This window comes from Streptomyces sp. cmx-4-9 (genome assembly GCF_046548835.1).
Lineage (GTDB): Bacteria > Actinomycetota > Actinomycetes > Streptomycetales > Streptomycetaceae > Streptomyces.
In genome coordinates this window covers 590,488-615,104 of sequence record NZ_JAEBEE010000003.1, presented here as the reverse complement: position 1 = coordinate 615,104, position 24,617 = coordinate 590,488, and the positions used below count along the sequence as shown (strand labels likewise).

The 24,617-nt window shown below is 74.4% G+C and carries 16 protein-coding genes and 2 tRNA genes; 8 read left to right on the top strand and 10 right to left on the bottom strand.

All coding sequences use genetic code 11. The features are described 5' to 3' along the window. A partial coding sequence (locus ACLJTM_RS13740; protein WP_411103778.1) for a hypothetical protein occupies nucleotides 1-226 on the top strand: 226 nt, incomplete at its 5' end. 198 nt (nucleotides 227-424) lie between these two features. On the opposite strand, the gene ACLJTM_RS13735 is transcribed toward ACLJTM_RS13740, so the two are convergent. Further along, entirely contained in the window at nucleotides 425-961 is a 537-nt protein-coding gene (locus tag ACLJTM_RS13735; protein WP_411103777.1) for a MarR family winged helix-turn-helix transcriptional regulator, read from the bottom strand. Nucleotides 962-1,087: 126 nt separating this feature from the next. Here ACLJTM_RS13735 and ACLJTM_RS13730 point away from each other — a divergent pair, with 126 nt between their 5' ends. Further along, nucleotides 1,088-2,374, top strand: a complete 1,287-nt coding sequence (locus tag ACLJTM_RS13730; protein ID WP_411103810.1) for an MFS transporter — start codon at nucleotides 1,088-1,090, stop codon at nucleotides 2,372-2,374. Between the two features lie 81 nt (nucleotides 2,375-2,455). On the opposite strand, the gene ACLJTM_RS13725 is transcribed toward ACLJTM_RS13730, so the two are convergent. Together ACLJTM_RS13725 and ACLJTM_RS13720 are read right to left on the bottom strand one after the other, a co-directional pair. Next, complete coding sequence (locus ACLJTM_RS13725) at nucleotides 2,456-4,408, bottom strand: SpoIIE family protein phosphatase (RefSeq protein ID WP_411103809.1); 1,953 nt, start codon at nucleotides 4,406-4,408, stop codon at nucleotides 2,456-2,458. Between the two features lie 131 nt (nucleotides 4,409-4,539). Next, complete coding sequence (locus ACLJTM_RS13720; RefSeq protein ID WP_411103776.1) at nucleotides 4,540-5,970, bottom strand: NAD(P)/FAD-dependent oxidoreductase; 1,431 nt, start codon at nucleotides 5,968-5,970, stop codon at nucleotides 4,540-4,542. 340 nt (nucleotides 5,971-6,310) lie between these two features. Between ACLJTM_RS13720 and ACLJTM_RS13715 the strand changes: the two genes are divergently transcribed. Beyond that, nucleotides 6,311-7,084: a TetR/AcrR family transcriptional regulator gene (locus ACLJTM_RS13715; RefSeq protein WP_411103775.1), complete on the top strand. Its 774-nt coding sequence runs from the start codon at nucleotides 6,311-6,313 to the stop codon at nucleotides 7,082-7,084. An 843-nt stretch (nucleotides 7,085-7,927) separates the two neighbouring features. Further along, nucleotides 7,928-9,946 carry a sigma-70 family RNA polymerase sigma factor gene (locus tag ACLJTM_RS13710; RefSeq protein ID WP_411103774.1) on the top strand — a complete coding sequence of 673 codons (2,019 nt, stop codon included), beginning with the start codon at nucleotides 7,928-7,930 and terminating at the stop codon, nucleotides 9,944-9,946. Nucleotides 9,947-9,958: 12 nt separating this feature from the next. Here ACLJTM_RS13710 and ACLJTM_RS13705 read toward each other — a convergent pair whose 3' ends face one another. Next, nucleotides 9,959-12,148 carry an asparagine synthase-related protein gene (locus ACLJTM_RS13705; protein ID WP_411103773.1) on the bottom strand — a complete coding sequence of 730 codons (2,190 nt, stop codon included), beginning with the start codon at nucleotides 12,146-12,148 and terminating at the stop codon, nucleotides 9,959-9,961. A 630-nt stretch (nucleotides 12,149-12,778) separates the two neighbouring features. Here ACLJTM_RS13705 and ACLJTM_RS13700 point away from each other — a divergent pair. The 4 genes from ACLJTM_RS13700 (at nucleotide 12,779) to ACLJTM_RS13685 (ending at nucleotide 18,205) form a co-directional block, all read left to right on the top strand. Beyond that, nucleotides 12,779-14,509 carry a sporulation protein gene (locus tag ACLJTM_RS13700; RefSeq protein ID WP_411103772.1) on the top strand — a complete coding sequence of 577 codons (1,731 nt, stop codon included), beginning with the start codon at nucleotides 12,779-12,781 and terminating at the stop codon, nucleotides 14,507-14,509. 232 nt (nucleotides 14,510-14,741) lie between these two features. Beyond that, on the top strand, nucleotides 14,742-15,932 hold the full coding sequence (lhgO, locus tag ACLJTM_RS13695; protein WP_411103808.1) for an L-2-hydroxyglutarate oxidase: 1,191 nt from the start codon (nucleotides 14,742-14,744) through the stop codon (nucleotides 15,930-15,932). A 104-nt stretch (nucleotides 15,933-16,036) separates the two neighbouring features. Then, nucleotides 16,037-16,849: a tRNA (guanosine(46)-N7)-methyltransferase TrmB gene (gene trmB, locus ACLJTM_RS13690; protein ID WP_411103771.1), complete on the top strand. Its 813-nt coding sequence runs from the start codon at nucleotides 16,037-16,039 to the stop codon at nucleotides 16,847-16,849. Between the two features lie 99 nt (nucleotides 16,850-16,948). Beyond that, nucleotides 16,949-18,205: a PrsW family intramembrane metalloprotease gene (locus ACLJTM_RS13685; protein WP_411103807.1), complete on the top strand. Its 1,257-nt coding sequence runs from the start codon at nucleotides 16,949-16,951 to the stop codon at nucleotides 18,203-18,205. Here ACLJTM_RS13685 and ACLJTM_RS13680 read toward each other — a convergent pair. The 6 genes from ACLJTM_RS13680 to ACLJTM_RS13655 form a co-directional block, all read right to left on the bottom strand. Next, nucleotides 18,195-19,232, bottom strand: a complete 1,038-nt coding sequence (locus ACLJTM_RS13680) for a M23 family metallopeptidase (protein ID WP_411103770.1) — start codon at nucleotides 19,230-19,232, stop codon at nucleotides 18,195-18,197. The genes ACLJTM_RS13685 and ACLJTM_RS13680 overlap by 11 nt on opposite strands. A gap of 282 nt (nucleotides 19,233-19,514) precedes the next feature. Continuing rightward, nucleotides 19,515-20,642, bottom strand: a complete 1,128-nt coding sequence (locus ACLJTM_RS13675) for a PP2C family protein-serine/threonine phosphatase (RefSeq protein ID WP_411103769.1) — start codon at nucleotides 20,640-20,642, stop codon at nucleotides 19,515-19,517. A 214-nt stretch (nucleotides 20,643-20,856) separates the two neighbouring features. Then, nucleotides 20,857-20,933: transfer RNA gene (locus ACLJTM_RS13670), tRNA-Met, on the bottom strand. 232 nt (nucleotides 20,934-21,165) lie between these two features. Continuing rightward, a tRNA-Lys gene (locus ACLJTM_RS13665) sits at nucleotides 21,166-21,238 on the bottom strand. 153 nt (nucleotides 21,239-21,391) lie between these two features. Then, complete coding sequence (locus tag ACLJTM_RS13660; protein WP_411103768.1) at nucleotides 21,392-23,662, bottom strand: DEAD/DEAH box helicase; 2,271 nt, start codon at nucleotides 23,660-23,662, stop codon at nucleotides 21,392-21,394. A gap of 308 nt (nucleotides 23,663-23,970) precedes the next feature. Then, a complete protein-coding gene (locus ACLJTM_RS13655; protein WP_411103767.1) occupies nucleotides 23,971-24,537 on the bottom strand; it encodes a hypothetical protein in 567 nt (188 codons plus the stop codon). Nucleotides 24,538-24,617 lie beyond the last annotated feature (80 nt).

The window sequence follows — 24,617 nt, the reverse complement described above, 5'->3', positions numbered from 1 at the left end:
TTTTTCAAAGGAACCTCATCCACCGAAATGGACGGGGTATCAACTTCTGGCGTTGATTTTTGGCACGCTGTTGAGTTCTCAAGGAACGGACGCTTCCTTTGTACTCACCCTCTCGGGCTTTCCTCCGAGCTTCGTTCTTCGTTTCCGACTCTATCAGACTCTTTCGGGCCTGACCCCCAGTCAGCGGGGTTTGTCTTCCGGGCTGTTGGGCCCTTCCGACTCCTGAACTCTAGCTGATTTCTCCGGCGACCGATAATCGGCCTTCAGAAATGAATTCGGGCACGCCGAATTCGTTCCCGATGGGAGATCGTGCAGAGTTGGTTGCCGCAATGAGGCGGCGGGATGTGTCGTCGCCAAAACCCTTGGGCTCAGGGACAACTCGAAGAACCTTACGGACTCGTGTCCGCCGTGTCAAACCTGCGGGTCAGCTCGGTGACTGGAGGTCTTCGACCCGGTCCAGGAGGCGGGCCAGCATGTCGCCCAGTACCCCGCGTTCCGCCGTGGAGAGGTCCTGAAGCAGGTCCTCCTCGAACACCGTTGCGGCCCGCATCGCGTCGAGCCACTTGCTGCGGCCCTCATCGGTGAGCTCCACGATCACACGCACCCGGTTGCTCTCGTCGCGCTCCCGCGTGACCAGGGCTTCCGCCGTCATGCGGTCGATGCGGTGGGTCATCGCCGCCGGCGTCAGGCCGAGCTGCTTCGCCAGCTCGCTCGGGCCCATCCGGTACGGGGCGCCGGAGAGCACGAGGGCCTTGAGGACCTCCCACTCGGCGTTGCTGATGCCGAGGGCCGCGGTCTGGCGTCCGTACGCGACATTCATGCGCCGGTTCAGGCGGCTCAGCGCCGAGACCACCTTCTCGACCTGGGGGTCGAGGTCCTGGAACTCGCGCTGGTAGACGGCGATCTGCTCATCGAGGCTCGGCTCGTGGACGGGCGTAGTGCCGTCGGGGGTGTCACCCATGCCACGAAGTATGGCACGAGACCCATTGGCGTCTAACTCCTTCGGTGTGTAGAGTTAAGCATCGAAGTTTAGGTATGAAGTCTTCAGTCTTCAGCTCTCAAAGGCAGGTGAGAAGTGACCAAGGTGATGGGCGCTGCGATGCGGCGGATCCAGGCCGGGAACGCGCTGACCGCGTTCGGCATCGGTTTCACGGTTCCGTTCCTCTACATCTACGTGGCGCAGGTGCGCGGTCTGGGTTCCATGGCGGCGACGAGTGCGTTCGTGGCTTTTGCCTTGGGCGCTCTGGTCGCGCTGCCCCTCACCGGACGGGTGATCGACCGGCGGGGTCCGGTCCCCGTGGTCGTCGGGGCGGCCGTGACCGCCTCGGCGGGTGCGCTCTCCCTCGGGCTGTCCGACGGGGTCGTACCGATCCTGCTCTCCGCTCTGGCGCTCGGCGCCGGCCAGGCCGTGATGCAGCCGGCGCTGGCCACGATGATCGTGTGGTGCTCCACGCCGTCCACCCGCACCCGTGCCTTTGCCCTGCAGTTCTTCATGCAGAACCTGGGCTTGGGCATCGGCGGGCTCATCGGTGGCCAGATCGTCGACGAGAGCCGGCCGGGCAGCTTCACCCTGCTGTTCGGTATCGAGGCCGTGATGTTCCTGGTGCTGGCCGCCGTCATCCTCACCGTGAAGATGCCGCACGCGCCGGTCATCAAGGACGCCACCCCGAAGGACCCCGCCCAGGCGGGCGGCAGCGGCTGGAAGCGGCTGCTGCAGCACCAGGCGATGGTCAAGCTGCTGGTGCTCGGCTTCGTGGTCTTCTTCGCCTGCTACGGGCAGTTCGAGTCGGGTCTGGCCGCCTTCGGCACCGAGGCCGCCGGGATCTCCCCGTCCACGCTGGGCTTCGCCCTGGCCGCCAACACCGGGGCCATCGTCGTCGCGCAGTTCGTCGTGCTGCGGCTGGTCGAGAAGCGCCGCCGGTCCCGGGTGATCGCCCTGGTCGGGCTGATCTGGACCGCAGCCTGGGTCATCGCCGGGTTCTCGGGACTGGGGCACGGCAGCGCGACGATGGCCGCCGCCGCGTTCGTCACCACGTACGCCCTGTTCGGCATCGGCGAGGCCATGCTGTCGCCGACGCTGGCTCCGCTGGTGGCCGATCTGGCGCCGGAGGGTTCGGTCGGCCAGTACAACTCGGCCTTCGCGCTGGTCAAGCAGATGGCGCTGGCGCTCGGGCCGCTCGGGGTGCCGCTGGGTGCGGGGGTTCCGATGCTCTACATCGGCGTCTTCATCCTGGTCTCGCTCGGGATCGCCTGGCTGGCGCTGCGGCTCGGCCGGCAGCTGAGTCCGGAGCAGGACAACCCGTCACTGTCCCGTGTCGTGGCGCAGGGCGGTCCGGTGGTGGCGCCCGCGCAGGCGGAGCACGCGCACGCCTGATCCGCGCGCGGTGGAATGAGTACGCGGAAGGCCCCGGTCCTGGTGGACCGGGGCCTTCCGTATGTCCTGCTGCCTGCCCTCTTACCTGCCGTGCCTGCCCTTGTTCCTGCCCCTGTCCCTGTCCCTGTCCTTCTCCTTGTCCTTGTCCGGCAGGGCGAACTCGCACCAGACGGCCTTGCCGCCGCCCGGGGTCCGGCGGGTGCCCCAGGACGAGGCGATGGTGGCGACGATCGAGATGCCGCGGCCGGTCTCGTCGGCCGGCTCGGCGCGGCGACGGCGGGGGAGGTGGTCGTCCCCGTCGGTGACCTCGACGATCAGGCGGCGGTCGGTCCGGCGCAGCCGCAGCCGCATGGGCGGGGTGCCGTGCTGTAGGGAGTTCGCCACGAGCTCGCTCGCGGCCAGGACGCCGAGGTCGCACAGCTCGACCGGGAAGCGCCAGGAGGCGAGGACGCCCTGCGCGAAGGCGCGGGCGCGGGGGGCCGCCTCGATGCCGCCGAGGAGTTCGAGGGCGGCGTTGTGGAACAGCTCGGCGTCCTGGCCGGTGCGGGCCGGCTGCTGCAGGACCATCACCGCGACGTCGTCGTCGTGGTCCGCGTCGACGCCCAGGGCGCGCATCAGCCGGTCGCAGATGACGGCCGGGGTGCCCTGCGCGCCGGACAGGGCGCGTTCCAGTGCGGCGACGCCTTCGTCGATGTCCTCGCCGCGCCGTTCGACCAGGCCGTCGGTGTAGAGGACGGCGGTGGAGCCGGGGCCGAGGGCGATGGTGCCGGAGGTGTGCAGCCAGCCGCCGGTGCCGAGCGGCGGGCCGGTCGGGTCGGCGGCGCGGCGTACGGTGCCGTCCTCGTCCCGGACCAGGAGGGGGAGGTGTCCCGCGGAGGCGTACGCCAGCAGGCCCTCGTTGGGGTCGTGGACGGCGTACACGCAGGTGGCGATCTGGCTGGCGTCGATCTCCGCGGCGAGACCGTCGAGGAGCTGGAGCACCTCGTGCGGGGGCAGGTCGAGGCGGGCGTACGCGCGGACCGCGGTGCGCAGCTGGCCCATGACGGCTGCGGCGCGGACGCCGCGGCCCATGACGTCCCCGATGACGAGGGCGGTGCGTCCGGCGCCGAGGGTGATGACGTCGTACCAGTCGCCGCCGACGGCCGCTTCGGTGCCGCCGGGCTGGTAGGTGGCGGCGACACGGAGGTCGTCGGGCTGTTCGAGCTCCTGTGGGAGGAGGGAGCGCTGGAGGGTGACGGCGGCCTCGCGCTGGCGGCGTTCGCTGGCGCGGAGCCGTTCGACGGCTTCGGCGTGGTCGGTGACGTCGGCGAGGTGGACGAGGACCCCGGTGCGGTGCGGGCCGCTCTCGCAGCCGTCCGCGGGCGCCGGAAAGTCGACGGGCGTGCAGGTCACGGTGTACGAGCTGGCGCCGCCGGGGGCGCTTCGGTTCTTGGCGGTACGGGGCTTGCCGCTGCGCTGGACCTGGTCGAGGAGCGGCAGGAGGCCCAGCTCGCCGAGTTCGGGGAGCGCCTCGTGGGCAGGGCCGCCGGTGCGGCGGGCTCCGAAGCCGGCGGTGTAGGCGTCGTTCACGTAGGCGACGCGGTGCTCGGGGCCGTGGACGAGGGCGACGAGGGCGGGGAGCCGGTCGAGGACCTCCCGGACGGGGAGCTCCTCGAGGGCGGCGGGCGCGGCGACGGGCGTGGCGGTGGACGCCCCGGCGGTCGACGCCCCGGCCGTGGACGACCCAGTGGGGGACGTCCCAGTGGTGGACGACCCAGTGGTGGACGACCCGGCGGTGGGCGCGTCCGGCCGCCCGGTCGGGCCGCTGCCTGCCGGGCCGGAGCCGGGGGCCGGGCCGCGGCCGTTGCCTGCCGGGCCGGCCGGTCCGGCGTCCGCGGCGGACGGGGTCCGCTCGGCTGCGGGGTCGGCACGACCGCCGCGGGCCGCCGGGACGGAGCCCTCGCCCCGCTTGGCCTGGGCTGCGGCGTGTTGGGTCCGGGCGGCTGCGCGGCGCTGCGTTCCGGGAAACCGGGCGCTCCAGCGCGTGAAGTTCACTGCGTTCAAGCCTCGTGGTGTCGCAAGTGGTCGCTGTGTCGCACGTGGTCGGTCACTGGACGATGTCACTCTGTGCAGGTGTGAGCCCACCTATGGTCACACGTCCAGTGTGGCCGACCGCACGGACAACGTCAGCCCGGGCTGTCCTGCGGGGGGTTGGGGGCGGAGTGGGGTGGTGGGGCCTTCGGATGGCCGCCCGCGGCGAGTTCGAACTCCGCCCTGGGGTGTTCGAGGGAGCCCAGGGAGACGATCTCACGCTTGAACAGACCGGAGAGGGTCCATTCGGCGAGAACGCGCATCTTGCGGTTGAAGGTGGGGACCCGGCTCAGGTGGTAGGCCCGGTGCATGAACCAGGCGGGGTAGCCCTTGATCTTGCGGCCGTAGATGTGCGCGACGCCCTTGTGCAGGCCGAGCGAGGCAACCGATCCCGCGTACCTGTGGGCGTACTCCGTGAGCACCTCGCCGCGGAGGGAGGCGATCAGGTTGTCGGCGAGCACCTTGGCCTGGCGGACGGCGTGCTGGGCGTTGGGCGCGCAGGTGCGGGCGGGGCCCTCGGCGCCTTCCGGGGCGGTGATGTCGGGGACGGCTGCCGCATCGCCGGCGGCGAAGGCGTGCTCGGTCCCCTCGACGGTGAGGAAGGCGGTGCAGTCGAGCCGGCCGTGGTCGTTCGTGGGCAGGTCGGAGGCGGCGAGGACCGGGTGCGGTTTGACGCCGGCCGTCCACACGACGGTGCGGGTGGGGAAGCGGGCCCCGTCACTGAGGACGGCCACCCGGTTCTCGCAGGAGTCGAGTCGGGTCTCGAGGCGGACGTCGATGTTGCGGCGGCGCAGCTCCCGGACGGTGTAGACGCCCATCTCGGGGCCGACCTCGGGGAGGATCCGGTCGCTGGCCTCGACCAGCACCCACTTCATGTCCCCGGGTTTGATGTTGTGGTAGTACCGCGCCGCATAGCGGGCCATGTCCTCCAGTTCGGCGAGGGCTTCGACGCCCGCGTAGCCGCCGCCGACGAAGACGAAGGTGAGGGCGGCGTCGCGGATGGCGTGGTCGCGGGTGGAGGAGGCGATGTCCATCTGTTCGATGACGTGGTTGCGCAGGCCGATGGCCTCCTCCACGGTCTTGAACCCGATGGCGTAGTCGGCCAGTCCGGGGACGGGGAGGGTGCGGGAGATCGAGCCGGGGGCGAGCACGAGCTCGTCGTAGGCGATCTCGACCGGGCCGGTCCCCTCGTCCTCGGTGGCGAGGGTGGTGACGGTGACCGTGCGCTTGGCGTGGTCGATCCGGTGGGCCTCGCCGATGACGATGCGGCAGCGCCCGAGGATGCGGCGCAGGGGGACCACCACGTGGCGCGGGGAGATCGAGCCGGCGGCCGCCTCGGGGAGGAACGGCTGGTAGGTCATGTAGGGGTCGGGGGTGAGCACCGTGACCTCGGCCTCGTCGGCTCTGAGCTTCCTCTGGAGCCGTAGGGCCGTGTACATGCCGACGTAGCCGCCGCCGACGATGAGGATGCGCGTCCGGGGCGGGGTGCCGGGGGCCGTGCCCCGGGAGTTAGCAGCCTTCACCACCCCATGACGCAACGTGGCTGGGAGTTTGTCCACAGGCCCGACAAATTGTGTGACCGGAGTTGGCCCTGGGGCGGGGTTGTCGGGGGACTTGAGACGGGGTCGAAATGTGCAGGTCAGGGCCTGCGGAGAGGGTGATTCCGAGGGCATTGGACGGAAAAGTGGGGGTGAATGCTCCGATCGGGCGGTGGTCCGTCCGGGGCTGCCCCTTCTGAATTGACTCTGGCTCAACTATGTTCGTATCTCGCCGAGGAGCAGGACCGGGCCCACATGACCGTGGCCCACTCGGCACGAAGGCGGGGAGTGTCTCCGGGGGGAGACAAATGATTACCGGGGGAAACATATGAACATTTCGGATTTCCATGGCTCTGCGACCGCGCTCTCGGTCGAGGCGAACGGCCGTGTCGTCACCGGCGCCACGACGCACGGCGTGGGTCGTTCCACGCCGCTGCGCGTCGATGCCCAGCGCAACCTCGAGCACGTTCTGCGTGCAGCACGCGAGGTCTTCGGCGAACTGGGGTACGGGGCTCCCATGGAGGACGTGGCACGGCGTGCACGCGTCGGAGTCGGCACCGTGTACCGCCGCTTCCCGAGCAAGGACGTACTGGTCCGGCGGATAGCCGAGGAGGAGACCGCCCGGCTGACCGAGCAGGCCAGGACCGCGCTCGGCCAGGAGGAGGAGCCCTGGCAGGCGCTCTCGCGCTTCCTGCGCACCTCCGTGGCCTCGGGCGCCGGGCGGCTGCTGCCGCCGCAGGTGCTGCGGGTCGGCTCGGCCGTCGAGGACGGCGCCGAGGACGCGGCGCAGGCGCGGGTCCCGCACCAGCGCCAGGCCGTCGCCGTCGGCACCGGTCCGGAGCTGCGCGTCGTGGGCGCGCGGGGGCCGGCCGCGGACGACCTCGCGGAGGACTCGGGTGCGGGTGCGCTGCTCGAGGTCGTCGGCCGGCTGGTGGACCGCGCCCGGGAGGCGGGTGAACTGCGTGCCGACGTCACGGTGGCCGATGTGCTGCTGGTGATAGCCACCGCGGCGCCCGCCCTGCCGGACCCGGCACAGCAGGCGGCCGCCTCCACCCGGCTGCTCGACATCCTGCTTGAGGGACTGCGCTCCAGGACGGCCTGAGCGGGCGGGGCCGCCAGAGCGGGCGGGGCCGCCGGAGCTGGGCGGGGCCGCCTGGATGGGTGAACTGCCTGCGGGCGGGCCGCCTGGACGGATGGGGCCGCCTGGACGGGTGGGCCTGGCTGGACGGATGGGGCCGCCTGGATGGGTGGGCCTGGCTGGACGGGCGGGGCCGCCTGAGCGGGCGGGCCGCCTGTATGGGCGGGGTCGCCTGAGCGGGCGGGCTGCCTGGACGGGTGGGCCGCCTGGATGGGTGGGCCTGGCTGGACGGGCGGGGTCGCCCTAGCGGGCGGGGTCGCCCTAGCGGGCGGTTGGCCGGACGGGCGGAGCCGCCTGGATGGGCGGGGTCGGCTGGGTGGGTTCGGATCCGGGCTGGCTGAAAGCCGGGGCGTCCGGGTGGTCCGGGCTGGTTGCGCTCCCCGGTGGACTGGGTTGGCGGGGCCCGCCGGATGGGCTGGGTGGCTGGGTCGCCCGTGCGGTCTCGGTGGCCGGGGCTGCCCCCGGTCGAACGGCACCGCTGGGCATGGCTGTTGACCGTCCGTGCGTTGTCCCGTCCGGGCAGGGCGACAGGTCCATGCATTGCCGTCTGCCTGCCGCGCAGGGCGTGTGCGTCGTCTCCGTGGGACGGTCCGTTCTCGGCTCCGCCCTGCCTGGCGGGGCGGTACGGCCGTGGTGGCAGTGCGGGGCCCCGGTCCCCGAACGGGTCTAAGACGGGACGGTGTTGACGTCGGGGCGCCGAAACCTGCCCGGATGAGTGGATGGTGCGCAGAGCGCCTCGGTGTGCGTCCGCCGTGTGCCACGCTTGATCGGTGTACCGGTTGAATGTGTCGTGCGGGGGCTGCCGCGATGGGCGTTGACGGGCGGGACGAGTCCTTCGGCGGCGCCGGTGGCGAAGCCGAGGCGGGCAGTCCGCCGGCCGGGCAGGTCCCTGCCCAGCGTGAACCGGGCGGGCGGCACGTCCGCTCCTCGGCGGGCGCTGCGGGAGCCGGGGGTGAGCTGCCGCCTTCCGACGCCGAGTTGGTCGTCCGGATGCGCGGCGGTGACGATGGCGCGTACGAGGAGCTGTTCCGTCGGCATGCCGATGCCGTACGGCGTTATGCCCGCACCTGCTGCCGGGACGGGCACACCGCCGACGACCTGACCGCCGAGGTGTTCGCGCGGACACTGCAGGCGGTACGGGGCGGGGCCGGGCCGGACCAGTCGGTGCGGGCCTATCTGCTCACCACCGTACGGAGGGTTGCTGCGGCCTGGGCCAAGACCGCCAGGCGGGAGCAGCTCGTCGAGGACTTCGCCGTGTTCGCGGAGCAGGCGGCCACGGGCGCGGAGAACGGCTCGGCGCTGTCCGGCCTGTCCGGGGGCGACACGCTCGAACTCGGCGCGGACGTGCGCGCGATGCAGGAGGCCGAGCAGTCGCTGGCCATGCAGGCCTTCCGGAGCCTGCCCGAGCGGTGGCAGGCCGTGCTGTGGCACACCACCGTCGAGGAGGCCTCGCCCAGCGCGATCGCCCCGCTGTTCGGCTTGAGCGCCAATGCGACCGCCGTGCTGGCCAGTCGGGCCCGGGAGGGGCTGAAGCAGGCCTACCTCCAGGCACACGTGAGCTCCGCCCTGAGTGAGGGCGGGGACTGCGCCCGGTACGCGGACCGGCTGGGCGCCTATGCGCGGGGCGGGCTGCGGGTGCGGGCGGAGCGGGGGCTGCGCAAGCACCTGGAGGAGTGCGTGCAGTGCCGGCTGGCAGCCGGCGAGCTGAAAGACGTCAACGCGGGCATTCCCGCGCTGCTGCCGGTCGCCGTCATCGGGTGGTTCGCCGCCGGGTACGCGGTCAAGACGGCCGGGGTGGTGGCCGGGGGCGCCGTCGCCGCCGGCGGGGCCGGAGCTGCCGCGGCTGCGGTCGGTGGATCGGGCGCGGGCGCCGCAGGCGGAGCCGCCGGTGCCGGTGCGGGTGCGGGCGGGGCCGCCGGGGCGGCTGCGGGGGCTGGGGCGGGCGGGGCGGGTGCGGGGGGGTCGGGGGTCGGTGGGGCTGCGGCCTCCGAGGGGCTCGGGCTGCCGGCGAAGGCCGCGATCGCCGCCGGGATCGCGGTCGCCGCAGCCGCCGGGGTGGTCTTCGCCCTGGCCGGGGACGACCCGGAGCCGCAGGCCCAGGTGCGGCCGGCCCCGAGCGCGGCGGCGCCCGTCGTGCCCGAGGAGCCGGCGCCGGGCTCCACCGCGCCGGCCGAGCCCGCGCCGGGCCCGCCCGTGCAGGAGCGGCCGCCGGCGCGGGCCTCCGTACCGCCGGCGCGGACGGCATCGGCGCCGTCACCGCGGCCGGCTGCCTCCGCGCCCCGGCCGCCCGCCCCACCCCGGCCCGCGCCGTCCCCGTCCGGCCCGGCGCGGCCCCCGGCGCCTCCCGCGCCCTCACCGGCCCGGCCCGCGCCGAGGCCTCCCGCTCCCGCGCAGGGGTTCCCGCTGGCCCGGCTGGGCCACTCCGTGTACGGGGACCACAGCGGCCCCGAGGTGCAGACCTGGCGGAGCAGCTGGGTGTGGCAGCGGTGGGGGCTGGAGGTCGGGGACCGGCGCTTCGCGCAGGGCATTACCGTGAACTCCCGTTCGTCCGTGGAGATCACCCTGAACCGGCCCTGCACCGCCTTCTCGGCACGGGCCGGGGTGGACGGCCTGTCGCTGCTGACCGACGGCACGGTGCGGTTCTCCGTGTACGCCGACGGCAGCCGGCTGTGGCGCTCCGAAGCCCTCGGCCACCGCGATCCGGCGGTGGCGGTGCAGGTCCCGCTGGCCGGGCGGTCGAGCCTGCGGCTGGTCGTGGAGCGGGCCGGGCAGGGCAGCCTGCCGGCCCTCGCGAGCTGGGCGGACGCCGTGATCAGCTGCCGTTGAACCCGCGGCGGCTCAGGACAGGGCCGGGCGGTGGACGGGGACGCCCTCGGGGACGGCCCGGCGGCGGGAGCTCGTGGTGCCCGTCCAGCAGGTGCCGCGGCGGGCGAGGAGGCGGCCCAGCCACAGTTCCATCGAGACGAGTTCCGCGAGGCCGTCCAGCGGGACCGGTCGGCCGTCCGCGGCGTCGAGCAGGGCCTGGCGCACGACCCGGGCCTCGATCAGCCCGGCGTCCGCGAGCAGCGGGGAGGCGAAGAGGGACAGCAGCTCGTTCAGGGCGGCCCGCAGTCCCAGCCGGGTCGCGGTCTCGTTCGGGGCGGCGGCTGCGGCGCCCCAGCCGGGCGGGAGCTCCCGTACCCCGGCCGAGGTCAGCACGCTGCGCAGGATCTCCGCGCGGGCCCCGGGCTGCACGCGCAGGGCCTCGGGGAGGGCGCGGGCGGCCCGTACCACCTGGTTGTCCAGGAAGGGGGCGTGCAGGCGCTGGCTGCGGACCTCCACGGCCTGTTCGAAGACCCGGTGGTCGGCGGCGTGCCGGGCCAGGACCGAGCGGGCGCGGGCCTCGCCGGGCCGCAGCGACAGCGGCGGGCGGCCCGCGGCGGCGGCGAGGCGGATCGATACTTCCGCCCGTGCCTCCCCGGTGAGCCAGCCGGCCGCCGGTCCCGGCCGGGACCAGGTCAGGGCGGCCAGCGAGGCGTCCACCGGCCCGAACGACCCGCTGGATACGCCCCCTTCGCGCAGCCGGGCGGCGGCGGCCTCCATGCCGGCGCGGTACGTCGTCCGGGCGAGACGGCGGGCCGCGGAGTACACGGTGAGCGGGACCAGCAGGGACTCCCCGGATGCCTGGGCGGTGCGGGCCAGGGCGGCGACCGGGCGCAGCAGGTGCCGGCGGCGGCGGTCCATCAGGAGGTCGGCCATGCGGGCCGGGTGGGCGTCGAGGACCTGGCGGGCGCCGTGGCCGGTGAAGTGGTCGGCGGAGCCCGCGGCGAGCCGGCGCCGTTCGCGGGCGGCGGAGACCAGGGAGGGGCCGGGTTCGTCGGTGAGCGGGCCGTCGAGTTCGGCGTACGGGAGGGCTTCGCCGGCCGCGGCCACCACCACGTGGTGCAGGCGGGGGTCGGCGGCGATGGCGTGGGCGCGCTCCATCTCGGCCTCGCGGCCCTGCGGGGTGGCGAGGTCGTTGAAGGTGACCGCCAGCAGCCGGGCGCCGGCGGGGCTCAGCAGCGTGCCGGGGGCGCCGGGCAGGCCGGCCGCCAGCAGGGCGAGCGTCGCGGAGGCGCTGCCGCCGGAGAGGTCGGCGCCGACCCCCGGCACCGGGGCGACCCCCCGGGCCGCGCGCCGGTCGGCGGGGCCCATTCCGGGGACGGGGCCGGGATCGTACGGTGGCACCGCGTCGGGGGCATGGCGGGGGGCCGTGAGCCGGGCGCGCACCGCGTCGACGAGTGCTTCGCGCACGCCCTCCACCGCCCGCGCGGCGTCCGCCTGGGGTGCGGCCACCGCCAGTGAGGCCACCGGCTCGTACCCGGTGATCTCGCGGGAGCCCTCCCGCAGGATGAGCGCGTGGCCGGGCGGGATGCGGCGGACCCCGGCGTACGGTGTGCCGTCGCCCAGTGCCTCGGGGCTGTCGGGGCATGCCAGCAGGGCGGCCAGGTGGCCGATGTCGAGCTGCGCCTCGATGAGGTCGGCGAGCGGCAGGGCGGCGGTGGCGTAGGCGGTTCCGCTCGCCCAGGGCGTGTAGAAGACGGGCCGGGCACCGGCGAGGTCGCCGACGACGGTGATCCGGCGGCCGGCCTGCACGACGGCGGTGTAGCTGCCGGACCACTGGGTGAGGTGGCGCAGGGCCCCGCCGCGGGCCGCGTAGAGGGCGCGGCGCAGTTCGGCGTCGGTCGCCCCGCAGCAGCCGAGGACGGCGAGCCGGGTGAAGGGGTCGGCGGGGTCGGCGGTGAGGGTGCGGATCTCGTCGGGGCGCCAGTCGCCGACGGCCCAGAGGGGGTCGGGGTCGCCCCAGAGGAGCTGGGCGCCCACGGGGTGGACGGTGCGTTCGGCGTCCGCGCCGGGGTCGTCGGGGTGCGCGGCGTCGGCGATGCCGCCGTGCAGGGGCCCTCCGGGGTCGCCGTATCCGCCGGGGCCTGCGCCCGGGCCCTGGCCGGAGACCCGGCCGGCCGTGCCGAAGCTCGCGGCGATACTGCTCCAACCCACCAACCAGCGCACCGCCGCCTCCCCAGCCTGTGGGCACATGACCGGGGCACGGGCAGCACGGTGGGCGCTGAGGGCGCGTCCGGCGGGACCCCGGGTGGCTCGGGACCATGCTGCCACGGGACAGGCGTACGGGAGGCGTTAAGGGGGGCGCACATGCAGACGAACATGCTGCGGCCACGCCCTGTGCGGTGTTTCGAACCCCCCGCCGCACAGGCCGCTTTCGGCCATTCTTGGGCCGTCGCGCGGGTCGGTGCGTCCTGCCGGTCTGCGGCGGGCGGCCGCGGTCCGGGAGGCGGAACGCACCCCCCGGACCGTTCCGCCACCCGCGGGGATTGAGGCAGCGGCATCCCCCGGCCCACCCGGTCCGCGCAGTGGGCCGACCCACGCACCGCACATCGAATCGCCGGGTCCCGCGGCCGGACAGAGCGCACGGGCGGGCGCACGGCCACACGGCCGGAGCACGCGCTGACACGTGCGCCCCGGGGGCGGGCCGGGGCCCGACTGTGCAAACGGACAACAATCCCGCCATACGGAAGTAAGGGCCTTAACGCTTGGGAGGCAGGGAACTACGCTGGGTTTACGAAATGCCGGGCGCCTATGCCCCGGCGGCGTCTGCGTTCCGCGTGTGACGAGGGGTGGCGCATGTCCAGGGAGCTCCGCGAGCCCAACGAGAAGCTCGGCGCCGTCCTCGCCCTGGCGGGCATCAGCAACGCCGGCCTGGCCCGCCGGGTCAACGACCTGGGCGCGCAGCGCGGTCTGACGCTGCGCTACGACAAGACCTCGGTCGCCCGGTGGGTCTCGAAGGGGATGGTTCCGCAGGGCGCGGCCCCGCACCTGATCGCGGCGGCGATCGGGGCGAAGCTGGGGCGGCCGGTGCCGCTGCACGAGATCGGGCTGGCCGACGCCGATCCCGCGCCCGAGGTGGGCCTGGCCTTCCCCCGGGACGTGGGGGCGGCGGTGCGTTCGGCCACGGACCTCTACCGGCTCGACCTCGCGGGGCGCCGCGGCGGTGGCGGGATCTGGCAGTCGCTCGCGGGTTCCTTCTCGGTGGCGGCGTACGCGACGCCCGCCTCGCGGTGGCTGATATCCCCGGCGGACGGCTCGGTGGCCCGCGAACCGGCGGGGCCGGGCCCCGGCCGGGGCCCGGCGCACGTCCCGGCGCCGCGGCCGCTGACGGACCGGCCGCGCACGGACCGGACGGCCACCGACCGGCCGGCCACCGACCGGCCGACCGTCGACCGGCCGGCGCACGAGACTGCGGGCCAGGGGCCCCCGGCCCCTCCGCGGGGCCTGACGGCGGGCCCGGCCACCGGCTCGGCGGGCGGTCTCACGGTCACGGCTGCGGCCGGGGTCGGGGCTGCGACGGGGCCGGCCGCGGGCCCGGGACCTCTCCAGGCGCCGCCGTCGGGCGCCGCGGCCGGCCCGTCCGGCTCCGAAGCACCGCGCGACCACGGCCAGCGGGTGGGCCACAACGACGTGGCGAAACTGCGCGAGGCCGCCGAGGACGCCCGCCGCTGGGACTCCAAGTACGGCGGTGGCGACTGGCGTTCGTCGATGGTGCCCGAGTGCCTGCGGGTGGACGCGGCGCCGCTGCTGCTGGGCTGCTACACCGACGAGGTGGGCCGCGCCCTGTTCGGTGCGACCGCCGAACTGACCCGGCTGGCCGGGTGGATGGCCTTCGACACCGGGCAGCAGGAGGCCGCCCAGCGCTACTACATCCAGGCCCTGCGCCTGGCCCGCGCCGCCGCGGACGTCCCCCTCGGGGGGTACGTGCTGGCCTCGATGTCCCTCCAGGCCACCTACCGGGACTTCCCCGACGAGGGGGTGGACCTGGCGCAGGCGGCCGTGGAGCGCAACCGCGGCCTGGCCACCGCCCGCACCATGAGCTTCTTCCGGCTGGTCGAGGCGCGGGCGCACGCGAAGGCGGGCGACCCGGTGGCGGCCGGAGCGGCGCTGCGGGCCTCGGAGGGCTGGCTGGAGCGGGCCCGGGAGGGCGATCCGGACCCCAGCTGGCTGGGCTTCTACTCGTACGACCGGTTCGCGGCGGACGCGGCGGAGTGCTACCGGGACCTGAAGCTCCCCCGCCAGATGCGCCGCTTCACCGAGCAGGCCCTGTCCCGGCCCACCGAGGAGTACGTGCGTTCGCACGGGCTGCGCCTGGTGGTGAGTGCGGTCGCCGAGCTGGAGTCGGGCAACCTCGACGCGGCGTGCGCGGCGGGCACCCGGGCGGTGGAGGTCGCGGGCCGGATCTCCTCGGCGCGGACGACCGAGTACGTACGGGACCTGCTGCACCGGCTGGAGCCGTACGGGGACGAGCCCCGCGTCGTGGAGCTGCGGGAGCGGGCGCGGCCGCTGCTGGTGGCGCCCGCGTAGGCCGACGGCCCCGCGCGGCCGCGATGTCGGTGGCGGGGTGCAGTATGCAGGGGTGGGAGGTGTCGGCTTGGGCGGCGGCAGGGACAGGCTGGGCGGTGTGGGCGGCTTCGGCGGTGCGGGACGGACGGGCGGCGCGGGCGCGGGCACAGGCGCGGGCACGGGCACAGGCGCGGGCACAGGACGGCGTGGCGCGGGACGGCGTGGCGCGGGCGCGGGACGGCGTGGCGCCGGGCTGGACTGCGACGTGCTGGTGGTCGGCGGCGGGATCGTCGGCCTGTCGACGGCGCACGCCCTGGCACGCCTCGCCCCGGGGACCCGGGTGGTCGTCCTGGAGAAGGAGGACGGGCCCGCCCGGCACCAGACGGGCCGCAACAGCGGGGTGATCCACAGCGGGATCTACTACCGCCCCGGCTCCCTCAAGGCCCGCTTCGCGGTGCGCGGCGCCGCCGAGATGGTCAAGTTCTGTGCGGAGCACGGCATCCCGCACGAGGTGACGGGCAAGCTGATCGTCGCCACGGAGCGGGAGGAGCTGCCGCGCCTGCACGCCCTGGTCCAGCGCGGCCGGGAGAACGGCATCCCGGTGCGCGAGCTGGGCCCGGCGCAGATCACCGAGTACGAGCCGCAGGTGCGCGGCCTGGCCGCGATCCACGTCGGCACCACCGGGATCGTGGACTACGGCCGGGTGAGCGCCCAGCTGGCGGAGACCTCGGGCGCGGAGATCGTCTACGGCGGCGCGGTGGACCTGATCGTGCGGCGCCCCTCGGCGGTGGCGGTCCGCACCACGTCCGGCCTGGTGGTCCGGGCCCGGGTACTGGTGAACTGCGCGGGCCTGCAGTGCGACCGGGTCGCCCGGCTGGCGGGTGACGACCCGGGCATGCGGATCATCCCGTTCCGGGGCGAGTACTACGACCTGGGCCGTCCCGAACTGGTCCGGGGGCTGGTCTACCCGGTGCCCGACCCCGCTTTCCCCTTCCTCGGGGTGCACCTGACCCGGGGCATCGGCGGCGGGGTGCACGTCGGGCCGAACGCGGTGCCGGCGCTGGCCCGGGAGGGGTACGGCTGGGGCACCGTGCGCCCCCGCGACGTGGCCTCGGAGCTCGCCTGGCCCGGTTCCTGGCGGATGGCCGCGCGGCACTGGCGGTACGGGGCGGGCGAGATCCACCGCTCCCTGTCCCGCGAGGCCTTCACCCATGCCGTGCGCCGCCTGCTGCCCGCGGTCACCCCGGCGGACCTGCGTCCCGCCGCGGCCGGGGTCCGGGCCCAGGCCGTCCTGCGCGACGGCACCCTCGTGGACGACTTCCTGATCCGCGACGCGCCGCGCACGGTCCACGTGCTCAACGCCCCGTCCCCGGCGGCCACGGCCTCGCTGCCCATCGGCCGCGAGATCGCCGGCCGGGTGCTGCGCACCCTCGGCTCGGCCTGACCGCCGGGTGCACGCGGAAGCGGACGGGTGGGCGCGGAGGCGGGCGGGCGGAGCCGCGTCCACGGGCGGCCGGGCCGGGCCCCCCGTCGTAGAATCAGGGCATTGTGTCTGAGTCCCGAAACCCCCAGCCGCCCAGCCTCCCGGACGCCGCGCCCGAGGCTCATTCGTACGTGCCGCCCAAGTGGCGCACCGAGCCCCGGTTCCCCGACGGGCCCTCGCCGGATCCGGCCGGCTCGCACCACGAGCGGCGGATCCGCAGCTTCCAGCCCCGCCGCAGCCGGGTCACCACCGGCCAGGGCGAGGCCCTCAAACGCCTGTGGGGCACCTGGGGCCTGGACATCGACGGCCACGAGGTCCTCGACCTCAAGGCCCTCTTCGGCGGCCTGCCCGTGGTCCTGGAGATCGGCTTCGGCATGGGCGAGGCCACCGCGCAGATGGCGGCCGCGGACCCCGGCACCGGCATCCTCGCCGCGGACGTGCACACCCCCGGCCAGGGGAACCTCCTCGCCCTCGCCGAGCGCGGCGGGATGACCAACGTCCGCGTGGCCAACGGCGATGCCATCATCCTGCTCCGCGAGATGCTGCCGCCCGAGTCGCTGGCCGGGATCCGGGTGTACTTCCCCGACCCGTGGCCGAAGGCCCGGCACCACAAGCGCCGGCTGATCCAGCCCGAGTTCCTCACCCTGGCCGCGACCCGGCTGGCCCCCGGGGCCGTGCTGCACTGCGCGACCGACTGGGAGCCGTACGCGGAGCAGATGCTGGACGTGCTCACCGCGCACCCGGACTTCGAGAACACCCGGGCCGACGGCGGGTACGCCCCGCGCCCCGACTACCGGCCGCTGACCCGCTTCGAGGGCCAGGGACTGGACAAGGGCCACGCCGTACACGACTTGCTCTTCCGCCGCGTGCAGAACTGACAAGGTCACCGCGCGCGCCGAGCCGCTCGGTAGGGTCGTGACGTGTTCCGAGCGCTCCCCCGTGTCCTCGCGCGTCCGTCGGACACGGTCCGCACGCGCGTGCTCGTCGTCCTGCTTGCCGTCCTGGCCGTCTCGGGTGTGTGGATCCTCGAACTCGTACGGGAACAGACCGGCACGCCCGGCTTCTTCGTCGGCCTGGGCCTGGCCCTGCTGCCGGTGCCGCTGCTCATGGCGGCCTTCCGGTGGCTGGGCCGGGCCGTGCCCTCGCCCTGGCCGCGGCTGCTGTTCTGCTTCGGCTGGGGAGCCTGCACCGCGGCGCTGATCGCCATACTGGCGAACAGCTTCGCCACCGAGTGGATAGCCGCGGCCACCGCCGACCCCTCCGACGCCGACCAGCTCGGGTCGGTGGCGGTCGCGCCGGTGGTGGAGGAGAGCGCCAAGGCCGCGGCCCTGCTGCTGGTGTTCACCTTCCGCAGACGCGCGTTCACCGGCCCCGCCGACGGGTTCGTGCTGGCCGGGTTCACCGCCACCGGCTTCGCCTTCACCGAGAACGTCCTCTACCTCGGCAACGCCTTCGGCGAGGACCTCGCCGAAGGCACCGGCATGCTGGACTCCGTGACCGCCGCGACCTTCTTCGTGCGGATCGTGGTCTCGCCCTTCGCGCACCCGCTGTTCACCGTCCTCACCGGCCTGGGCCTGGGCGCGGCCGCCGTCAGCGCTCGCCGCTCCCGCAGGATCGGCCTGCCGCTGCTGGGCCTGGCGCTGGCCATGGGCATGCACGCGCTGTGGAACGGCTCCTCGCGGCTCGGGGAGTACGGCTTCTACCTGGTCTACGGGTCCGTGATGGTCCCCGTGTTCGTCCTGCTGGTGGTGGCGGCCGTACGGATACGGCGCGGCCGGCTGCGGGCCGTCGCGGCGGAGCTCTCGGTGTACGCGGCCGCCGGCTGGTTCACCCGCGCCGAGGTGCCGGCCCTGGCGTCGGTGCCCGCGCGGTCACTGGCCTGCGCCCTGGCGCGGCGCACGGGGGGCCGGGCGGCGGGGCGCGCCGTCAGCCGGTACGCGGCGGACGCGGCCGCGCTGGCCCTGCTGCGCTACCGGGCGCGGCGCTGCGGTCCCGGGCGGGAGCCCGACTTCGCGGGCCGGGAGCGGGAGTTGCTGCGCCGGCTGCGGCCGTACCGGGCCACGGCCGCCCCGGCGCTGGCCCGGGCGGCGGTGATGGAGGAGCTGCTGCCCGCGTGGACCGACCCGGTGGAGTTCGGGCCGGGTCCGGGCCGGACGCCCGCGCCGGTAAGCGTTCCGACGGCCCGGCGGGCGGCGGAGGCCCGGGCCGTCCTGCAGGGGGTGCTCAGACGGTGAGGCCCTTGGAGGTGAGCCAGGCCAGCGGGTCCATCGTCGAACCGCCCCGGCGCACTTCCAGGTGGAGGTGGGGGCCGGTGACGTTGCCGGTCGCGCCGACCCGCCCGATGGTGTCGCCGGCGCCGACGGAGCCGGAGGTCACCGACATGGAGGAGAGGTGGCAGTACCAGACCTCGGTGCCGTCCTCCAGCTCCAGCACGATCCGGTAGCCGTACGCCCCGGACCAGCCCGCCGAGGTGATCTTCCCGGCGGCCACGGCCTTGGCCGGGGTGCCGGTGGGGGCGGCGAAGTCGAGGCCGGTGTGGTGGCCCGAGGACCACATGGAGCCGGCGACGCCGTAGTGCGAGGTGAGCGTGTAGGCGGAGGTGGGCAGGGAGTAGCTGCCGGCGAGCCGGGCGGTGCGCTCCTGCTCGGCCTTCGCCTCGGCGGCCTCCTGGGCGGCCTTCGCCTCCTGTGCGGCCTTCTCCTCGGCTTTGGCGGCGGCTTCCTCGGCCTGCTTGCGGGCCGCCTCCCGCTTGTCCTTGGCCTCCTGGGCGGCGGCCTCCTGGGCCGACCGCTCGGAGTCCGCCCGGGCCTGCGCCTCGGCGGCGTCCTGCTGGGACTCGGCCTGCTGGAGGATGCGGTTGCGCAGGACCTCGCCGGCGTCGGTCCGCCGGTCGGCCTGCTGCGGGATGACCCCGGTCCTGGCGGGGGCCGCCGCGGCGCCGTCCGCCTGCTGCGCCTTCGCCTCGGGACCGTCGCCGCCGAGCATCTCCGGGAGGTCGGCCATGTCCGGCAGCGACGGCAGGGAGATGGCGACCTGCGGCCGGTCCTGCGCGGTGGCGATGCCGCCCGCGCCGACCGCGGCGATGACGCCGACGCCGAGCACGGTGGAGCTGCGGGCCAGTCCCCCGCGCTGCTTGGCGACGCGGTGCTTGCCGCGGACCGGACGGACCGAATCCTCGGTGGGATTCCACTCGCCCCAGGCGCCCGCCGTGGGCGGCTCCTGGATCTCGGTGCCTTCTGGGGCAGGCAAGTTGGAGGCCACCGGGGCACACTCCTCATTGACGCGCACGCACACGGCGCCGTCTCGTACGACGGCTGGGACGACCGCGCTGCGTTATCGAAAGGTAATAGACGTGGGGGAGTGATTCCAAGCTGTTCGGCTTGATCGTTCCCACCAATCGGCCCTCGCCTGACTGACTTTGACCTGCCTTTTTCACTGCGAACAGCACCCAAGGCGGGCAAATCCCCAACGACACGCCCACCCCTTCAGCCACAGACGCGACTTGACGTGTCGTCAGCAGGCATGCGGAGCGCGTCCTTTCGGTCACCCAGGGTCACTCTCGATGCCCCGCCGCACGACGGGGACCGTCCGGCGGCGGTCCGGCTGCCCCCTGGCGGGCCGGCCGACCGCGAGCAGCGCCATGTCGTCCGTGGCCCCGCCGCCCGTGTGCCGGCGCACATCGCTGCTGAGGGCGCCGAGCAGCGCGTCCGGCCCGGGGAAGACCCGCCCGCGCAGCCGGTCCGCCGGGTCGTAGAAGACGCCCGCCGCGTCCCGGGCCTCGGTCAGGCCGTCCGTGTACAGGAGCAGGGTGGCGCCGGCCGGGAAGCGCCACTCCTGCGCCCGGTCGGGCCAGGAACCCAGCTCGGCCATGCCGAGCGGCAGCGCGGGCTGCGCCGGGGCGAGGACGGCCACCACGCCGTCCCCGTGCAGCAGCAGCGGCTCGGGGTGGCCGCGGTTCAGCAGCCGCAGCACCTCGGCCCCCGGCGGGATCTCCGCCAGCACGCAGGTCGTGAACCCCTCCACCGCGTCCAGGCTGTCGCGCCGCTGGCCCTCCCGGGCCAGCGCCCGCTCCAGCCGCCGGGCAAGGCCCTCCAGCGTCGCCTCGGTGTCCGCCGCCTCCCGGAACGCCCCGAGGACCACCGCGACGGCCTCGACCGCCCCCAGCCCCTTGCCCCGTACGTCGCCCACCGCCAGCCGCACGCCGTACGGGGTGTCCTGGACGGCGTACAGGTCCCCGCCGATGAAGGCATCGGCCTGGGCGGCCTCGTACCAGGCGCTGACGTGCAGCCCCGCGATCTGCTCGGCGGGCGTCGGGAGCACCGCGCGCTGCGCGGCCTCGGCGATCCCCCGCGCGGAGGCCAGCCGTTCGCCGCTGCGCCGCACCACGCGGTTGATGAGGAGGGCCAGCCCGGACACGGTCATGACGGTGACCAACTCGGTCATCGCCTCGACCTTCCAGGTGGTCCCGTTCACGGCGTGCAGCAGGACCACGGCGAGGCAGGCCAGCACCCCGGTCAGGGCGGTGGCCCGGTAGCTGAACAGGGGGGCGGCGATCAGCGGGGCGGCCGAGAAGAAGGGGGAGCCGGTGAAACTCGGCGGGGTCGCCAGGTCGAAGACCAGCCCCAGGACGATCAGTGCGCCGGGCAGCACCCGGGCCACCTGCCGGGTCACGCCGTTCCCCGCGCCGTCTGCGCGCTCTCCGTGGTCCCGCTGGCCCAGCCCCGCCACGCTGCTCTCCCGCCGCCCGGTCCGTCGTCCCAGCCTGGCGGCCGCGGGCCCGCGCGGCGAGCCGGCGGGAGCCGCCCGGGTGAGGGTCGGGGCAGCGGGAGGGGCCGGGTACACGACGAAGGCCCGGTCCCCCTCAAGGGGACCGGGCCTTCGTACGTGGTAGCGGGGGCAGGATTTGAACCTACGACCTCTGGGTTATGAGCCCAGCGAGCTACCGAGCTGCTCCACCCCGCGTCGGTAAACACCACTCTACGCCATCAGGGCACAGGCCTACGCCAATTACCCCGCCGACCCCCCACCTGGCTATCATCACCGCAGGTCAGAGGCCTGCAACTCCACCTCAACTGTCCTACGGGCCACCGCACTCCGCGTCCGCGCCGGGAACGACGAAGCGCCCCGCCCGGAGAAGTACCGGACGGAGCGCTGTCGCACGGGCCGGAGGAAGGTTCTTCCGACCGGCGAGCGGTAGGCCATGTCGGACTCGAACCGACAACCAACGGATTAAAAGTCCGCTGCTCTGCCAATTGAGCTAATGGCCCTCCACGTGCTCACCCCAGAGCATAGCCGCAGAGCGCCCGTCAGCCGATCGGGTATCGGATGACCGGCCTGTCGGGCCGCCACGGACACGCCGAAGGGCCCGTACGACACGGGGTGTCGTACGGGCCCTTTCAGTCAGTCAGTCCTGCGGACCGTCAGCCGTTGCGCTTCCAGCGCGGCTTGTCGTCACGACGGCCGCCGAAGGAGCCGGCCGAGCCGGAGCCCGACGGACGGTGGTCGTCGCGGCGGCCGTACGGACGCTCGCCGGCCCCACCGGAGCGGAAGCCGCCGGAGGGACGGTCGTCGCGGCGGAAGCCGCCACCGGCCGGACGGTCGCCACCGGAACGGAAGCCACCGGAGGGACGGTCGTCGCGGTTGAAGCCGCCACCGGAGGAGGGGCGGTCGTCGCGGCGGAAGCCGCCACGGTCGCCACCGCGGCCGTCACGGTTGAAGCCGCCGGAGGGACGGTCGTCGCGACGGAAGCCGCCACCGGCCGGACGGTCGCCACCGGAACGGAAGCCGCCACGGTCGCCACCGCGGTCGTCGCGGTTGAAGCCGCCGGAGGGACGGTCGTCACGGCGGAAGCCGCCGCCGGCCGGACGGTCGCCACCGGAACGGAAGCCACCGGAGGGACGGTCGTCGCGGCGGAAGCCGCCGCGGTCGTCACGGTTGAAGCCGCCGGAGGGACGGCCACCGCGGTCGCCGCCGCGGTCGTCACGGCGGAAGCCGCCACGGTCACCGCCGCGGTCGCCGCGGTCGTCGCGGCGGAAGCCGCCACGGTCACCGCCGCGGTCGCCACCGCGGTTGTCGCGACGCTCGAAGTTGCCGCGGTCGTCGCGCTGGGCGCGCTGCTCCTCGCGGCGCTCCTGCGCGGCCAGCTCGGCGGCAGCGGCGGCGGCAGCAGCCGCGACCTCGGCCTCGGCGGCCTCCGCCACCTCGGCGACGGCGGCCTCGGGGTCCTCGCCGCGCTCACGGGCGGAACGGGCGACCAGGCGGTCGGCCTCCTCGCGCAGCTCGCCGGCCCGGCGGGTCAGGCGCTCCAGCTGCTTGGTCAGCTCGGCGACCTCGCGCTCGGCCTGCTTGGCCGCGTTGTTCGCGGAGTCGGCCTGGACCTCGGTCAGCGAACGGGCACCGGTGATCTCGGCGACCTCCGGCTCGAAGGCGCCGACGCCCTGGACGATGTGGCGCGTGGCGTCGACGCCCGCGTCCTCCATCAGGCGGAAGATCTGGCGGCGCTGGTGCGGGAGCGCCAGCGACACGACGACACCGGACTTGCCGGCGCGGGCGGTACGGCCCGAGCGGTGCAGGTAGTCCTTGTGGTCGCCGGCCGGGTCCACGTTCAGGACCAGGTCGATGCCGTCGACGTGGATGCCTCGGGCGGCGACGTCGGTGGCGACGAGCGCGTTGACGTAGCCGTCCTTGAAGTCGGCGAGGACGCGGGTACGGGCGCCCTGCGTCATGCCGCCGTGGAGCGCGTCGGCCTTCACGCCGGACTCGACGAGCTGCTCGGCGATGCGGTCGGCGCCCAGCTGGGTGCGGACGAAGATGATGGTGCGGCCCTTGCGGGCGGCGATGGCGGCCGTGACCGGCGCCTTGTCCTTCGGCTTCACGACCAGCACGTGGTGCGTCATGGTCGTGACGTTGCCCTGCGCGCTGTCGACCTCGTGCGTGACGGGGTTGGTCAGGTAGCGCTTGACCAGGGTGCCGATCTCGTTCTCCATGGTGGCGGAGAAGAGCATGCGCTGGCCGCCGCCGGGGATCTGGTCGAGCAGCTCGGTGACCTCGGGCAGGAAGCCCAGGTCGGCCATCTGGTCGGCCTCGTCGAGGACCGCGACCTGGACGTTGGCCAGGGAGCAGGCACCGCGGTTGATGATGTCGCGCAGACGGCCCGGGGTGGCGACGAGGACGTCGACACCGCGCTCCAGAGCGAAGATCTGGTTGCTCATGGAGGTACCGCCGCAGACGACCTTCATCTTGAGGCCGAGGACGTCGCCGTAGGGCTGGAGCGCGTCCGCGACCTGCATCGCGAGCTCACGCGTCGGCGTGAGGATGATGGCGCGGGGCTTCTTCTTCTCGGTGTGGCCGCCGGCCAGCGAGGCCAGGGTCGGCAGACCGAAGGAGAGGGTCTTGCCGGAGCCGGTGCGGCCACGGCCGAGGATGTCCTTGCCGGCCAGGGCGTCCGGGATGGTCGCGGCCTGGATCGGGAAGGGGGCGGTGACGCCGTTCTGCGCAAGCTTGCGGACGATGCCGTCCGGCAGACCGAGGTCGCCGAAGGTGATCGTGGGCTCGGCGTCGGCGTCGTCGGCCGCGTCGTCGATGGAGTCCTCGAGGGCCTCGATGAGCTCGTCGGCCTCCGCGGCCTCGATGGCCTCGGTGACCACGAGGGCCTCGGCGTCGACGATCTCGGTGGAGTCGTTCTCGGGCATGACGGAACGGTCAGAACTGGAAATGGACATGCGAAATGCGAAACCTTCCGGAGTCTCGGCACGCGCCCAAACTCCGTGAATCGCAAATCGACCGCCTCAATGCGGTCAGCCACGGCTAGGGAGAGTACGCGCCACACGGCGCTCTTCGGATTCGGCGCCGGGCAATGGGATCAAACGATCTATAACCATACGCACCCTCCCCCGGGTCTGGCAAGTCACTCCCGGAACATCGGCTCTGACCTGCGAAGACGTCGCGAAGGTACAGGGCCTGCGGTCGGCGTCGCGGCGCCGTCCGCCACCCCGGGGGGCTACGGCTGGGGCTGCTGCTGGGTGCTCGGCTCCGGCTCCGGAGAGGGCTGCACGGGAGTGGGTTCCGTCACAGGCGGCGTCGGAACCGGAGGCTCGGGGGTGGGGCTGGACGGCGGCTGGCCGCCGGAGCCGCCCGCACCGCCCGCGGCTCCGGAACCGCCGGCGCCGCCCGAACCTCCGGACCCCCCGGGCCCTCCGGCGGGCGGCTGCTGGGGCCCCTGGCCGCCCGCGCCGCCACCCGGCCCCGCCGACGGGGACGGCGCGCCGGGCCGGGCGGGGGAGGCACCCGGGCTGGGCGTGGCACCGGTCGCCCCGGAGGCCTTGCCGTCCTCCTTCGGCCGGCCGTCCTGGCTGCCCGAACCGTCCTTGGCGCCGTGCCCGTTGCCGTGGATTCCCGAGCCGCGCCCGGAAGCGGAACCCCCACCGGCACCGGCCGCGGCCTTCTGGTCCGCCGAGGATGCGGGCCCCGGCTTCGCGGCGTCCTCGCCGACACTCATGCAGCCCGCCGTCGCCGCGACCGCGAGCGCGGTGACGGCGAGTCGGAGCGAAGCGGACAACTGGCGCACGGACGGCACCTCCGGAACCTGGGGACCTTGGGCACGAGCACTCCGCATGAGCGGGTCAATGTGCCCAACTCCCCGTGACC

What these genes read in the sequence shown, in the direction of transcription:
- ACLJTM_RS13660 (WP_411103768.1), bottom strand. Translation starts at nt 23,662, where the DNA reads ATGCCCGAGAACGACTCCACCGAGATCGTCGACGCCGAGGCCCTCGTG.
- ACLJTM_RS13715 (WP_411103775.1), top strand. Translation starts at nt 6,311, where the DNA reads ATGAACATTTCGGATTTCCATGGCTCTGCGACCGCGCTCTCGGTCGAG.
- ACLJTM_RS13710 (WP_411103774.1), top strand. Translation starts at nt 7,928, where the DNA reads ATGGGCGTTGACGGGCGGGACGAGTCCTTCGGCGGCGCCGGTGGCGAA.
- ACLJTM_RS13730 (WP_411103810.1), top strand. Translation starts at nt 1,088, where the DNA reads ATGGGCGCTGCGATGCGGCGGATCCAGGCCGGGAACGCGCTGACCGCG.
- ACLJTM_RS13700 (WP_411103772.1), top strand. Translation starts at nt 12,779, where the DNA reads ATGTCCAGGGAGCTCCGCGAGCCCAACGAGAAGCTCGGCGCCGTCCTC.
- ACLJTM_RS13735 (WP_411103777.1), bottom strand. Translation starts at nt 961, where the DNA reads ATGGGTGACACCCCCGACGGCACTACGCCCGTCCACGAGCCGAGCCTC.